14 protein-coding genes and 1 pseudogene are annotated in these 13,589 nt (G+C 30.7%); 11 read left to right on the forward strand and 4 right to left on the reverse strand.

Annotated elements, in window-relative coordinates:
- Positions 1 to 46 precede the first annotated feature (46 nt).
- The gene (locus ABXG81_RS01540) at positions 47 to 1,252 is read left to right on the forward strand and encodes a hypothetical protein (RefSeq protein ID WP_353528955.1); all 1,206 of its coding nucleotides are present in this window, start codon (positions 47 to 49) and stop codon (positions 1,250 to 1,252) included.
- 11 nt (positions 1,253 to 1,263) lie between these two features.
- Here ABXG81_RS01540 and ABXG81_RS01545 read toward each other — a convergent pair.
- A pseudogene (locus tag ABXG81_RS01545) lies at positions 1,264 to 1,441 on the reverse strand (IS30 family transposase); the annotation flags it as partial.
- Positions 1,442 to 2,061: 620 nt separating this feature from the next.
- On the opposite strand from ABXG81_RS01545, the gene ABXG81_RS01550 reads away from it, so the two are divergent.
- Positions 2,062 to 3,219 carry a hypothetical protein gene (locus ABXG81_RS01550; protein ID WP_353528956.1) on the forward strand — a complete coding sequence of 386 codons (1,158 nt, stop codon included), beginning with the start codon at positions 2,062 to 2,064 and terminating at the stop codon, positions 3,217 to 3,219.
- 722 nt (positions 3,220 to 3,941) lie between these two features.
- Here the strand turns inward: ABXG81_RS01550 and gltS are convergent.
- Positions 3,942 to 5,120, reverse strand: a complete 1,179-nt coding sequence (gene gltS / locus ABXG81_RS01555) for a sodium/glutamate symporter (protein WP_353528957.1) — start codon at positions 5,118 to 5,120, stop codon at positions 3,942 to 3,944.
- Between the two features lie 97 nt (positions 5,121 to 5,217).
- Between gltS and ABXG81_RS01560 the strand changes: the two genes are divergently transcribed.
- From ABXG81_RS01560 to ABXG81_RS01585, 6 genes are all read left to right on the forward strand, one after another.
- Entirely contained in the window at positions 5,218 to 6,366 is a 1,149-nt protein-coding gene (locus ABXG81_RS01560; protein ID WP_117521853.1) for a glycosyltransferase, read from the forward strand.
- A 1-nt stretch (position 6,367) separates the two neighbouring features.
- Complete coding sequence (locus ABXG81_RS01565) at positions 6,368 to 7,159, forward strand: glycosyltransferase family A protein (protein ID WP_117521852.1); 792 nt, start codon at positions 6,368 to 6,370, stop codon at positions 7,157 to 7,159.
- Entirely contained in the window at positions 7,149 to 7,958 is an 810-nt protein-coding gene (locus ABXG81_RS01570) for a chain-length determining protein (RefSeq protein ID WP_288222801.1), read from the forward strand. The genes ABXG81_RS01565 and ABXG81_RS01570 overlap by 11 nt, the downstream gene beginning before the upstream one ends.
- A complete protein-coding gene (locus tag ABXG81_RS01575; protein ID WP_316116333.1) occupies positions 7,951 to 8,616 on the forward strand; it encodes an AAA family ATPase in 666 nt (221 codons plus the stop codon). The genes ABXG81_RS01570 and ABXG81_RS01575 overlap by 8 nt, the downstream gene beginning before the upstream one ends.
- Positions 8,609 to 9,043, forward strand: coding sequence for an SH3 domain-containing protein (locus ABXG81_RS01580; protein WP_209814155.1), 435 nt, complete (start codon positions 8,609 to 8,611; stop codon positions 9,041 to 9,043). The genes ABXG81_RS01575 and ABXG81_RS01580 overlap by 8 nt, the downstream gene beginning before the upstream one ends.
- A gap of 322 nt (positions 9,044 to 9,365) precedes the next feature.
- Positions 9,366 to 9,689, forward strand: coding sequence for a hypothetical protein (locus tag ABXG81_RS01585; protein WP_117521848.1), 324 nt, complete (start codon positions 9,366 to 9,368; stop codon positions 9,687 to 9,689).
- 176 nt (positions 9,690 to 9,865) lie between these two features.
- On the opposite strand, the gene ABXG81_RS01590 is transcribed toward ABXG81_RS01585, so the two are convergent.
- Complete coding sequence (locus ABXG81_RS01590) at positions 9,866 to 11,062, reverse strand: peptidoglycan-binding protein (RefSeq protein WP_353528958.1); 1,197 nt, start codon at positions 11,060 to 11,062, stop codon at positions 9,866 to 9,868.
- 146 nt (positions 11,063 to 11,208) lie between these two features.
- Here ABXG81_RS01590 and ABXG81_RS01595 point away from each other — a divergent pair, with 146 nt between their 5' ends.
- Genes ABXG81_RS01595 through ABXG81_RS01605 form a run of 3 tightly spaced genes read left to right on the forward strand, consistent with a single transcriptional unit; the run spans position 11,209 to position 12,492 of the window.
- Positions 11,209 to 11,682 (forward strand): effector binding domain-containing protein, encoded by a 474-nt coding sequence (locus tag ABXG81_RS01595; protein WP_117521847.1) that lies wholly within the window; start codon positions 11,209 to 11,211, stop codon positions 11,680 to 11,682.
- 3 nt (positions 11,683 to 11,685) lie between these two features.
- Positions 11,686 to 11,892: a hypothetical protein gene (locus ABXG81_RS01600; protein WP_117521846.1), complete on the forward strand. Its 207-nt coding sequence runs from the start codon at positions 11,686 to 11,688 to the stop codon at positions 11,890 to 11,892.
- A gap of 42 nt (positions 11,893 to 11,934) precedes the next feature.
- The gene (locus ABXG81_RS01605; protein WP_288222798.1) at positions 11,935 to 12,492 is read left to right on the forward strand and encodes a hypothetical protein; all 558 of its coding nucleotides are present in this window, start codon (positions 11,935 to 11,937) and stop codon (positions 12,490 to 12,492) included.
- 82 nt (positions 12,493 to 12,574) lie between these two features.
- Here ABXG81_RS01605 and ABXG81_RS01610 read toward each other — a convergent pair whose 3' ends face one another.
- Positions 12,575 to 13,588 (reverse strand): aminotransferase class I/II-fold pyridoxal phosphate-dependent enzyme, encoded by a 1,014-nt coding sequence (locus ABXG81_RS01610; protein ID WP_353528959.1) that lies wholly within the window; start codon positions 13,586 to 13,588, stop codon positions 12,575 to 12,577.
- Position 13,589 lies beyond the last annotated feature (1 nt).

Below are 13,589 nucleotides of genomic sequence, written 5' to 3' on the forward strand. Positions count from 1 at the left end.
AACTTAGTTCTGGGTCTTTTTTTAGTAATACTTAAAAGGATAAATTATGAACATAGATTGTAACAGAGATTTAAATGACAATGATCAGAATAGATTAAATAATTTTGGAATTTTAGATATATCAAAAAAATATATAATTGATGAGATTATAAAAATAATACTAAAATTAAAAAAAAATAATCCTAATAAACTTTATATGAACTTAGATAATGATGAGATAAAGAAGAGTATTTATGAAATATTAAATAATTCAACTCACCCCTTTACTGTGGAAGATATTATTAACATAACAGATAAAATCGTAGTTATTATTAGAAAAGATTATGACAATTTGAGTTTAAACAGAAAAATGACTTTTAAATTACATAAGAATAATAGAATATTTTTTAAAAAAATCAGGAGCATTATAGAGGAATTTGAACAAGATTATCTATTTAATAGTTATAATACTAGTATAGATAAACTATTTAACATAGAATTAAATGATATAGTAAAGTTAATACCTTTACTGGGATTAATTGTTCCTTTGCTAGCAAACTTTATACAAGGAGTTTTTATTAATATACAATCACATTTATTGCAAATACCCCAGGAATTTATAACATTCAATTATTGGCACAGTATAATATCTATTGCTATGGTTATATTGATATACTTAGTTTATTATACTCCTTTTATATTTATCAGACCTTATAATATCGATAGGGCTAGTACTATTTTGATAACTATAATTTTCATGCTATCTTTAATTGTTACATCAAAATTAATATACATAAATATTAACACTTCAAAAGTTCTTCGGTTGAAAATAGTGTTAATTATTCTAGATATTTTCTTCAGTTGGGGTTTTTATATTTCTTTTTATCTTCCTATTAGAAACCCTCACTTCAGAACTAAAGAATTATATTATAAGTACAAAATTAAGAGAGAACTTTTTAAAGCTGCAGGTTTTTTTTATTTTGTCGTTATGTCAACACTGTTTATAACTAGTTTCAATAATAATGATTACATGTTATTAATGAAAAATAATAAATTTGAATATGTTATTCTGGGTGAGACAGATAACAGTTATGTTATAAGAAATATAGAAAAATTTGATGATAAAAAAAATGATGATAAAAAATTTGTCGATGTAAATAGTTCTTTCGAGCTTTACCCTAAAAAGGATATCACTAAATCTTATAAAATAATAAATGCAAGTTTATATAAAAATAAAGAGGATAATCATTATTATATAATAAATTGCAAATAATATTGCGACACTTAAATCAAACTAAGTTCGTGCATAAACAAATCAAATGGAGTTTGATATCCTAGACATTTTCTAGGTCTAGTATTAAGCTCCATTAAGTTTTTTATTAGCTCATTAACAGATACAGTCTGTCTTCTTAGGATAATATTCTCTTAATAAACCATTAGAATTTTCATTACTTCCTCTTTGTCACGCTGAATACGAATTTTCAAAGTAAAAATTTATACCTCTTTTTTTCAACTTCTTCATAACAAGCAAATTCTTTCTTTCAATCATAGATAAATGTCTTTAAAGATTCTAATATAAATATTAGATTGATTTATTAATTTGAATTCTTACTACTATTATTATTTTAGATCTAGTCGATGTAAATGTATATATAATTCTTAATGTCAAATGTGAAAGGACAGCTAATTATTTCATCGCATGATCTTATTTTGATGGATTTTGATTTATTCCATGCAAGTCAACTATATGTATTTTCTAAAGATTGTAAATATCAAACTATTATAAGATCTATAGATGACTATGAGCTAAGATATGAGAAAAAGAATCTTCCTTCTTTGTATTTGGACGTATTTGGACGAATCTTTTGAGGTTTATTAAATAAGAAGGAATATTTACTTAAGATACAAATGCAAGTTATTATTATGCAACGAAAAACACTTTATCGTTCCAAAAATGAAACGCAAAGTGGAACGCAAATTTTACGTTGCAAAACGATAATTTTAAAATACCTTGTATTTAAAATTTTCTCAATCTGGGTATATATTTACTAATATTATAACAGATTACCCGAGGAGGATATTGTGACTGATAAATATGATGAAAAAACTGGGCCTAGTGAAGTAGATCAAAGTAAAAATGCCCATGAAGTTCTTGATAATAGTGAAGATATAGAGAAAAAAGAAAATTCTGAGAATCATAGTAAAGATATTGACAAAAAACTAGATCGTGGAGAAGAGATATATACTGGTTTTGGCTTTGATAATAGCAGGGATAATGATAATAAGCTTACTGATGATTTGCAAACAGAAAAAATTGATACTATAGCTGTAAATAAAGTAGCTAATAATTCTACAGATAGTAAGATTGTAGAAAAAGAAATTTATAAAGCGTCTACTGACGAATCTATAGTTAAAGATAATAATGTTAAGGCTGTGCCTGTAAAAGCAATTGAAAGAGAAGATATTAAGCCAAGTACTTCTAGTAAGAAAAATACTACTAATAATTCGACAATTGTGATAAAATCTGACGGTAAAAATATTAAAAGCCAAAATAACAAAAACAAATCTGCTGAAGCAGAAGATAAGGTCTTTTATAAAGATGATATAAAAAATAATTACAATGAATCCAAAAAAGATAATTCTACAATTGTAATTAAAACTAATGGGAATATCAAAAAGGACATTGAAGCTCCAAGTAAAGATAAAATTGTTCAAGATAAAGAAAGAGCAAATTATCAAGATAAGGTAGATTCTAATTATAATAACTTGAGTAGAGAAAGAAAATCAGCGAATTACAAGGAAATACCAGAAGATACTAAAGTTGTAATAAAGGCTGATAACGGAGATATTAATTATAAAGAAAATCACATAGAAAGTGTATATAATAGAGTAAATAAGGACTCCACATTAATTGAAAATAATGATAGATATACTCGCCGTAATCATAAGGTGTTAGATTTCCCTGTAAATGAATCTAATGTCAAAGGGCAAGTACCAGCAGATTATCAATTGAAAAGTACTTATTATTCTAATGATTCTAGACCAAATACTTTATATAATACGCCTGGGTCAGTTTATAAAAATTACAATACCTTATCAATAAAGAAACACTACAAAGCAAAGAAAAAGGCAAATAGAAGAGGACTTTCTCTAAAAAAAGTTGCTATAGGTGTTGCAGCAGTTGCTGGGATAGCCTTGATTTTATTGCCTGAAGATGATGATAGTTCTTTTAGGTTTTAAATTGTAATTAAGTTAATAGAAGTTATTATAAAAAGGGGACGAGCTTTTGCTCGTCTTTTTGATTTATACGAGTATAATAGATTTCTCCATTTCGCTCCACTACGTTTCGCTACAGTCGAAATGGATTGGGGTATTAACCATGAACTACCATCACGACCGAACGAAGTAAGCGGAGAGATCTCAATAGGCTATAAGTTTTAAAATTTACTTACTATTAGGAATACAAGAGATTTCTCCATTTCGCTCCACTACGTTTCGCTACAGCCGAAATGGATTGAGGTATTAACCATGAACTACCATCACGACCGAACGAAGTGAGTGGGGATATCTCAAGCCTATATTTATATATTTCTGATTTATATAAATAAAGAGATTTCTCCATTCCGCTACAGCCGAAATGGATTGAGGTATTAACCATGAACTACCCATCTCGACCGAACGAAGTGAGCGGAGAGATCTCAGTTGCTTTAAGTTTCATATTATTACTTACTATTAGGAATACAATAGATTTCTCCATTCCGCTCCGCTATCACTTTGTTGCAATCGAAATGGATTGGGGTATTAACCATGAACTACCATCTCGACCGAACGAAGTGAGCGGAGAGATCTCAATAGGCTATAAGTTTCAAAATTTACTTACTATTAGGAATAAAGAGGTTTCTCCGTTCCAGTTGAAATGGGAAGATTGAGTATACTAATTTTCATTTGTATTAAAAGTTTTCTTATTTAAAAGCATTAATAAAAAACGTAATTACAATAGGATTAAAGAAGTTTACTGCTATAGCTAGCACTATTGGGAAGACGAACATTGCAACGTCTGCGGGTCCTTCTTCTTCTATAATTGCTTCCATATTTGCAATGGCATTTGGTGTTTGTCCTAGTCCTACTCCACAATGTCCAGCTACCATTACTGCTGCATCGTAATCTCTACCTGTAATGTTAAAGGTAACTAGGCTTGTGTATATTGATATAAATATTGCTTGAGCAAACATGATTATAAACATTGGTAGGGCTAGACCGAGTATTGCACTTATGTCTAAATTTATAAGACTTAAGGCTAGGAAAAGATTTAGAGAGATGTTTCCTAAAATCTCAACATTATCTATCTTTACGTCTTTTTTGAATCCGTCATATATATTTCTTACTACAAGTCCACCAAATTGACAGCCTACATAGTATGGGAAATTGATGCTTGTATGTCCTAAAAGTTTATTGATAAATGTTCCTAAAAATGATGCTAGAGCAATTATTATGATTGCTTGCATTAGACTTTGCTGGTTAATTTCTTTTTTGACTTCTTCTTTATTTCTTTCTAATAAAATGCCCTTTGATTTTAGATTATGGTTACGGATTAGTCTTTTTGCTGTTGGTCCTCCTACCAAAGAGCCTATTAAAAGTCCAAAGGTTGCAGCTGCTACTCCTATTGTCGTATTATTAGTTGCTCCATAGCTTTCCATAATCTTCCCAAAGCTTACTGCAGAGCCTATACCTCCTGTCATAGATGTGGAACCCATAGCTATGCCATGAAGTGGATTAATGCCTAAAACATAAGAAAGTCCTACTCCTATAAGATCTTGAAGTGGTAAAAGTATAATAATTGCTATGGCAAGTTTTAGACCTAACCAACCACTTTTCTTAAGAACTTTAAAACTGCATGACAGACCTATACAGGTAAAGAATATGTTCATGAAAAAGTCTTGAATAATTTCATCGAATTTTACAAACAAAAGTCCACTTTGGCTCAGTATTAGGTTTATAATACTAATAATTAGTCCCCCTATTACAGGAGAAGGAATAAAGAATTTTTTGAAGAATTCTACTTTATTTTTAATTGATTGTCCTAGGATAAAGGCTATTATTGCTACACCTAGGGATTGTAAAATATCTAGTTCGATTTGCATATATACCTCTTTTTTAAAAATTTCTATTAACTATTATATAAGAAAAACTTTGAAATAGGTAGTATATATTATATAATTAAGAGTGATTGGAGAGAAGATGAAGATTATATTTTTTATAGCACTGTTTGCTATATTCTATGCTATGATTGGTTATCCTTTAACTCTTATCATTTTAGATAAGATATTAAAGAGAGATAATGAAAAGGATTTAACTTATAAACCTTTTGTATCAATCATAATTTCAGTTTATAACGAGGAAAAAGTTATAGAAAAAAAATTAGAAAATATTATACAAAGTACATATCCTTCTTATGAAGTGATAGTTGCTAATGATGCGTCAAGTGATAGGACAGTTGCTTTAGTAGAAGAGTTTATAGCGACTCATCCTCAGTATGATATCAAGGTTAATACTGTAAAAAATCATCTCGGTAAGACTAATGCTCAGGATGAAGCGGTGGATGTTGCAAAAGGAGAGATTATAGTTTTCTCTGATGCTAATTCTATGTTTAAAGAGGATGCTATTGATCAACTTGTAAGCTATTTTACAGATGATTCTATAGAGTATGTATGTGGATCATTAATCTATGCTAAGGATGATGATGTAGCATCTGCAGTGGCTGAAAATTCCTATTGGGACTTTGAGCTTGGTATGAGGGAAATTGAGTCAAAAATAGGAACTATTGCTGCAGGCAATGGGGCTATTTATGCTGTAAGGAAGAAAGATTATAGACACTATGACTTGGTAAGTAGCCACGATTATGAAATGCCTTTATATGCAGGTCTTAATAAAAAAAGAGCCCTGTACAATCCAGATGCTATAGCAGTTGAAAAGGCAGGACAGACAGCCGAGGATGAGTATAAGAGAAAAGTTAGAATGCAAAGAAGGATTCTATCAAATATATTTACCAACCTAAAAAGACTAAATATTTTTAAGTATGGTTGGTTTTCTTTCTTTCACTTTAACCACAAGACTCTAAGGTTTTTACAAGCTTTTAACCATATAGTATTGTTTATATCAAATTTAGCTTTGATAAATGCGGGTATATTTTATAGGGTATTTTTTATAGGACAAGTGATTTTCTTTATACTCGCAATAATTGGAAAACTTACAGGAACTTCAAATAAAGTTTTATATTTCCCGTACTATTATACGATGATGATGACAGCGCAACTTAAAGGTGCCCACAATCAGGTCACAGGCAAGAGCAAAGCTACTTGGGAAAAGGCTGAGACTACGAGGGTTTAATATGGATATAGAGATTCTAATATCGACAATGAATGAGGAGTCTATAGATTGTTATAAGAGATTTAACCTAGAAACAGATGCTCTTATAATAAATCAGACAGACTACAATGCCTATGAAGAAATCGACACTGGTGATTATAAAGTAAGGATGATTTCATCAGATACTAGAGGACTTGGTATTAGTAGAAATCTTGCTATACTTAATTCAAGATCAGATATTTTAGTTTTTGCAGATGATGATGAAGTATTTGAAAGTGGCTATTCTAAAAAGATTAAAGATGAATTCTTAGCTCATCCAAATGTGGATTTTTTCATATTTAAAACTATAATATATCAAGATGGCAAAGAAATTGTAAAGGTTAAAGAAGAGAAAGATCTTTCGATATATAATTCTCTAAGATACGGATCAGTGCATTTTGTATTTAAAAAAGAAAGTATAAGGCGAAACAATATTTCAATTTCTACGTATTTTGGTGCAGGAACTGGCAATGGATCTGGAGAAGATAGCTTATTTATAAGAGATTGCCTTAAAGTAGGTCTTAAGCTTAGGACAAGTACAAAACTTATAGCAAAGGTCTACAATGATGAATCAACCTGGTTTACAGGTTATGATGAGAAGTTTTTCTATGATAAAGGAATGCTATCTCGTGCTCTTTTTCCTAAGACTTATAAACTATATATAGAACAATTTTTGAGACGACATAAGGAAATTACAGAAAAGATAAACATTAAAGAGGCTCGTAAGTTCATGCTAGCGGGTGCGAATGAATTTGGAGGAAAGAATGGAAAATAAAAGATCCTTATTTTCAGCAATCCCATCAGCTATTATTTTTGGGATAATAATTGGAATGGTAACCTACTTTGGTTTGAATTTTGGTGGATACAAAGAATATCAGGCCCAATCAAAGGTAGTTACAACTAATATAGAGAATATCAATGATGCAGCTGCAACATCAGCAACCTATGCTGCAACAGTCAATAGTCAAAAGATTAAGCAAAAAACACTAGAAACGCTTAAAATTGACTGGCCTACTAGTAAGCTTGACAATAAGCTAGAGATCAGACCTGTTGAAAATTCATCAATTATTGACATTGTTGTTACAGATAATAATAAACTAAGAGCAGAGGATTTGGCTGATCAATATGCTGATTATACTGTAAGAGTTTTAAATAATATATATAATTCTGGGGCCAAGGTTATGGAGTATTCATATGGATCTGCTAGCCAACTAGACAATACTTTAAGATACGCCTTATTTACAGGTGGTTTAGGATTCTTACTTTGGGCTATTTTTGATATGATTCATATAAATAATACTAACAAAAAATTAGGAGCAAACACAGAAAAAACATCTGAAGAACTTACTGAAGTAAGAGAAGTTAAAGACAAACCTATTAAAAGAATAAAGAAAGCTCAAGGAAAGAAGATTAGCAAAGAAGCTTCTAATGATTCAGTAAGTTATGAAAGTGGATCAACTCAAGTAATTGATAAAAAAGAAATAGAAAATGCTTCTGAGGACAATGTGTCATCTAGCAAATATGAAGTTTTAGGTAGAATTCCTTCTTATGAAAAAGGAGACTTAGATGTTTAGAAAAAAAGTAGATGAAAACAGAGAAATACTTTTGCAATCTTTTTATAATCTAGAAGATAGACTTACAGAAAAGTTAGGGACTGATCTTGTAACAGTTGCATTTACTGCATCAAGTGAGAAAGCTCAAAAAATAGAAAGTTTAGTGACTCTATCTCGTCATTTGGTAGAAGATGGGGATAGGGTTCTATTGGTAGATGCTAATTTACGTGATAATGAGTTGGCAAAAGTAACCGAAAATAATAAGGACAAGGGATTTATAGATATTATTCTTGGAGATTATTCTATAGATGATGCTGTAGTGACTGATCCTAACTATGAGGATTTATCCTATATTTATACAGGAGATGTTGCAAGTCATGCGGATAAGTACCTAGACTCCGAAGCGATAAAAGAATTTTATACAAATGCACATGATAGATATGACTATGTATTTATAAATCTTACGGCAAATAGAGATATACCAGAAGCAAATATGTTTGCGGCTAAATCTGACGGAGTGGTTGTATTTTCAAGCTATGATTTAAGCAATAGTCCACAAACATTTGAATCTATCAAGCAATTAGAAAAAGAAAATGCAAATATATTAGGAATCATAATAACAGATTATATGTATGCTGAAGATGAAATCGATGAATTATTTGGAGGGGACGATGAATAATAAATTTAAGATAGTAGCTATTTTAAGTTTAATTTTAGCAACAACAGCTTGTTCTTCTGATGACAATTATGTGTCTGTGAGACATCCTAAAGGTGAAGCTCAACAAGAAGTAACAGATGAGTCCTTAGAAAAAAAATCAAATGTGGATTCCAAAGAGAATACGGACACAGTAAATACTCAAACAGAAGAAAATGCTGATAATACTCAAGGGACTGACAGCGATTCGAGTGATAGCGGTGATGGTGTTATGTATACTGTAGAAAACGTAGTAAATGTAAGAGTAGCTCCAAGCGAAAGCTCAAATGTCATGACTACAGTAGAAGCAGGAGATGAGATACTAAAGCTAGGAGAATCCGATGATTGGTCAAGGATATCTATAGATGGTCAGACAGGCTATATTAGAAGCGATTTATTGGTAGCTAAATAAATTAAATATTGATTATTAATAATCTGAGATTTCTCCACTCTGGTCGAAATGGTTAGAGGTTAGATTTTTCCACTCTGGTCGAAAAGATCAATGGAGTTTAATTATCCATCTCGACCGAACGAAGAGAGTGGAGAGATCTCAATTAGCTATGAGTTTTAAATTTACTTACTATTACGAATACAAGAGATTTCTCCATTTCACTCCACTATCGCTTAGCTCCAGTCGAAATGGGTTGGGGTATTAACCATGGATTACCATCTTGTCCGAACGGAGTGAATGGAGCGTTCTCTATTTTAATAGCTATAGCAAGTAGAAGGAAGTTATGGAAATTTTACTTATAAAAAATATGATATGGCCAGCCCTTATGACAGTGGCTATTATTAGCTTCTTAGACTATATTTTAGATAGAAAAAAAATGAAAAGGTATATAGCTATAGCTTTCACTATGATAGGTATTATCGCTATGGTTTATTTTATGGTTAATAATAGTGAATATAAATTTTTGCAGATATTTTTATTTATGTTTCTATTATCCATATCATTAGTTATACTTGCATTAAAAAAAAGAATAGATGCTTTTACCATGATTGGCATAATTCTTATGCTTGTCATGCTAATTTTACTTTTGAGAACTAATTTAATATAAAATGGGGCTGGTGCAAAACTATGAATATTTATCGTTCCATCATCAGAAGGCACTCTTAGGAAATTTTTTATATAGCCTGTAGGCTCGTGGATACAAAATTTCTATAGAGCTTGTTCTTCTGATGGTTTTGGGACGATTTGTTCATTCTGCAACAGCCCATTTTGTTAATTTATTTATTATTTTTCAGCTGCATCAACTATTAATTGAAGGTAACCAGCTGTATCAACTAATGTCGCACCTGATACTGCTTCTATAGCTTCACCTGGTTTGGCATCTGCTATTACATCTTTGACTTCATTTATAGTTTTTCCTGCAACAAAGTTTTCGATTGCTTCAAAGTTTTCTTTGATTGATTTTGTAGCTTTAGCCTTATCTTTCATAAGAGTGGAATAAGCTTCATCATTTTCTAGTTTACTTCCTAGAACAATATTATCTTTTGCATAGCTTTTAGCAAAGTCACTTTTAACATCTAATTTTGTTTTGCCTGCTTCAAGATATTGGTATTCATCAATACTTGCTGCTATAATCTTATCTCCTTCAAGAGCAACTACAGCATTTCCAAAGCTTTTTTCTCCATGAGGAGCTCCTATAGCATATTTTAATGTTATATCATCTGGATTTTCGGCTGTACCACTTATAGTGAACATATCATCTTTTGCTGTGTCAACAACGTATTTTAATAGTTCAGGTGTAGATTTGAATGTTGCTCCAGTTAAAGCATCAATAATTTCTTCATCTTCATTATTAGAGATGAAATCTTCAAGCTCATCTATGGTTTTACCTTTCACATAGTCTATAATGGCATTGTAGTTATCCATTAGTGTAGCTTCCCCACCAGCTTCTTTCATTTCTTCAGAGTAGAGCTCTTCGTTATCAATTTTTGAAGCTAGGATTCTACCTTCTTTTACACCTTCACCAAATTCTTTATCTGAGTTTGGGACACCTTTGTATTCAGAATTTTTGTCAAAAAACTGATATTCATCAATAAAGGCATCTACAATTTTATCACCACTTGTTGCTACTACTATAGTTGGGAAAGATCTACCTTCAGTGGCTGGATAAGCTCTGTGAAGAACAACATTTCCTTCTTCTGTAGAAGATTCGTCTGCTGTTTTTTCATCGTTTTTTTTATCTTCTTTGTCAACATTTTCTGTATTTTCATCATCATTATTTTCCGAATTTTTATTTTCAGTAGTTTCTTTAGAATCGGTTGTATCTTCTTTTTCATCTGTAGTTTCAGTTGTTTCTTTATCTTTACTTTCTTCTACAGCTGGCTCATTTTTATCATCCTCTTTGTTGTTATCGTTTGCGCACCCTGCAAATACCATAGATGTTGCTAGCATAATAGCTAGTAAATTACCTCTTTTTTTCAAATATACTCCTCCATTTCAATAATATATATTGTTAGATAATTATCTTTCTATATTCAATTATATTATAAATTATAACGTTTTCAACTATTTAATATAAATATGTTATTTTAGGGTATAAAGGTTTATATAGTTAATAAGGAGATACTATGCAAGTTAATGTGGATAAGAAACAAGCATTGAAAATAGCTGTAAGAAGCTTTGAGATATGTAAGAGGAATGAAGCAAAGCCTATTAGAGATGAATTTTTAAGTAAATATAAGAATATATTAAAAGAGCTAGGATCAGCATTTGGTTTATTAGAATATAATGCTATAGATAAATCATATATATATTCTGTTGGATTTGAACTTTCTGATGATAACCTAATAAAGGAAAATAGATTTAGAACTTACGAACTAGATGAGTCCATATACTTAGAAGTAGGCGTTGATGGTGAAAACTTGGAAGAAGCCTATGATTATGTTTATAAAGAGTATTTTCCAAATAAAAAATATTTTCATGGCTTAGGGCCAGATATAGAATTTTATCAATATGATATTAAAGAAGATAAAATAGGTAATATGAAATTATTTATTTGCCTAAAGGAAAATCCTCATGCTGTAGGAGTTAGGGAGGTCTGATATATGAAAAAGTTAATCTTCATAGTGGTCATATTTTTGGGATTGAGTTCTTGCTCCATACATGAAAGTGATCAGACAGATCAAAAATTATTTTATGGTGATACATTGGTTAAAGGACGTGGTCTTAGAGATAGGGAAAAAATAGATAGTGGATTTATTTATAACTATGAAGAAGACGAAGAGTGCGAAGATTGTCAAATATTATATTAGGCAAAAAAGTGGGTATATATTAATAAACAAAAGGAGAGTATTATGTCAAAATTAAAAACATTAACAAATTTAGCTAAATTAAATCACAAATTAGGTCTTTTAGATGCAGGAGATGTAGTAAATCTTGCAACAACAGCTTATAAGGTAAAACATTTTGATCCAAAAGATCATATGCCAGAATGGGAGATCTTTGAAGACGAAGAATACGAGAGAGCAGAAAGAAGAAAAACTATACTTATAGCAGGGGCAGCAGCAGGAGCTGCTTACTGGATTTATAAAAATGCACCAGCTATAAAGGAAGCTACAAGTCAGACAAAAAAACTATCAGCTGAAACTGATAGAGGAGAAGAAATAATCGATGATGTAGCTGATAAGAGCAAAAAAGCTTACAGGGATATTAAAGCAAAAGGTCAAGATATTTCACAAGAAGCCAAAGAAAAAGGTGAAGAACTTAAAGAAAAGGGCGAAGATATAGCAGAAGATGCTAAAGAAAAGGGAGAAAAAGCAAAAGATAAGGCAATAGATAAAGGTGCGGACCTAGCAGATGATGTAGCTGATAAAGCTAAAGATGCTAAAAAAGATATTAAAAAATTAAAATAATATTATATAGTAGACATTTTGAGCTGAGTCCTTCAATCCTTATTATTGATTTTGGGGTTCAGCTCATTTAGTTGTTTTTATTTTATATTTCTTCTAAAAATCCTTCTATATCACTATTACTTGTCCTATAAGTGCTTACAAAGCGACCTATATTGTTGTTATCTCTTTTGCCCATAAGTTCAAATTTTGCTATTTTTTTGAGGCTATCTACTTTTTCATCACTTAATTTTACAAAAACTTGATTAGATTCAAATGGGTAAGCCAATTCATATCCGTTAGATGTAAAACCTTCTGCTAGTTTCTTGGCCATTTTATAGGCGTGCGTTGCTCCTTCTAGGTATCCATTTTCTTTAGAAAATACTGTTTCAAACATTATCCCACTTACAAAACCTTTCGCCATAAGTGAAGATTTTTGCTTTTGTAGGTTGATAAAGTTTCTCTTTAATTCATTGTTTACTATGACAAGGGCTTCTCCATATAGTAAGCTATTTTTTGTTCCTCCTAGATAAAAAATATCACATAGGTTGCTTAGATCAGATAAAGTATAATCACATTTTTCACTTGCCAATGCGTGGGCTATTCTTGCTCCATCCATAAATAGATACATATCATGTGATTTACAAAAGTCATAAATTTCTTCTATTTCATCTCTTATATAGACTTCTCCAAGCTCTGTTGTATTTGATATATAGACTTTTTTAGGAACTGTTACATATTCACTGTTAAAGTGAGAGTATTTTTCCTCTAAGAGTTCTAAGCTTAGTTTACCATTATCTGAATTTATAGTTTCTATCTTTAGACCTGTTGCTTCAATAGAACCAGCTTCATGGCCTTCTATATGTCCAGTGCTTACTGAAATTATTGAGTCTTGTTGATTCATTCCACAGGCAAGACCTAAAACATTTGCGCCGGTGCCTCCAGGAATAAAGTGTATATCTACATCATCGTTTTTTAAAGCTTTTTTTATTAGATTTCTGGCATTTTCACTATGGCTATCAAAACCATAGCCTAAGTTATACTCATCTTGTGCATTTAATAGAGCTTGAAGAATATCTTTTCTTCCAATATCATTATAATCATTTACAAAAAAATACATT

Origin of the sequence: Anaerococcus nagyae (genome assembly GCF_040364225.1) — a bacterium.
GTDB classification, from domain to species: Bacteria; Bacillota; Clostridia; order Tissierellales; family Peptoniphilaceae; genus Anaerococcus; species Anaerococcus nagyae.

Coding starts and splice junctions, on each gene's coding strand:
- ABXG81_RS01570 (WP_288222801.1), top strand. CDS start 7,149: ATGGAAAATAAAAGATCCTTATTTTCAGCAATCCCATCAGCTATTATT.
- ABXG81_RS01610 (WP_353528959.1), bottom strand. CDS start 13,588: ATGTATTTTTTTGTAAATGATTATAATGATATTGGAAGAAAAGATATT.
- ABXG81_RS01585 (WP_117521848.1), top strand. CDS start 9,366: ATGGAAATTTTACTTATAAAAAATATGATATGGCCAGCCCTTATGACA.
- ABXG81_RS01595 (WP_117521847.1), top strand. CDS start 11,209: ATGCAAGTTAATGTGGATAAGAAACAAGCATTGAAAATAGCTGTAAGA.
- gltS (WP_353528957.1), bottom strand. CDS start 5,120: ATGCAAATCGAACTAGATATTTTACAATCCCTAGGTGTAGCAATAATA.
- ABXG81_RS01540 (WP_353528955.1), top strand. CDS start 47: ATGAACATAGATTGTAACAGAGATTTAAATGACAATGATCAGAATAGA.
- ABXG81_RS01580 (WP_209814155.1), top strand. CDS start 8,609: ATGAATAATAAATTTAAGATAGTAGCTATTTTAAGTTTAATTTTAGCA.
- ABXG81_RS01575 (WP_316116333.1), top strand. CDS start 7,951: ATGTTTAGAAAAAAAGTAGATGAAAACAGAGAAATACTTTTGCAATCT.
- ABXG81_RS01565 (WP_117521852.1), top strand. CDS start 6,368: ATGGATATAGAGATTCTAATATCGACAATGAATGAGGAGTCTATAGAT.
- ABXG81_RS01605 (WP_288222798.1), top strand. CDS start 11,935: ATGTCAAAATTAAAAACATTAACAAATTTAGCTAAATTAAATCACAAA.
- ABXG81_RS01600 (WP_117521846.1), top strand. CDS start 11,686: ATGAAAAAGTTAATCTTCATAGTGGTCATATTTTTGGGATTGAGTTCT.
- ABXG81_RS01560 (WP_117521853.1), top strand. CDS start 5,218: ATGAAGATTATATTTTTTATAGCACTGTTTGCTATATTCTATGCTATG.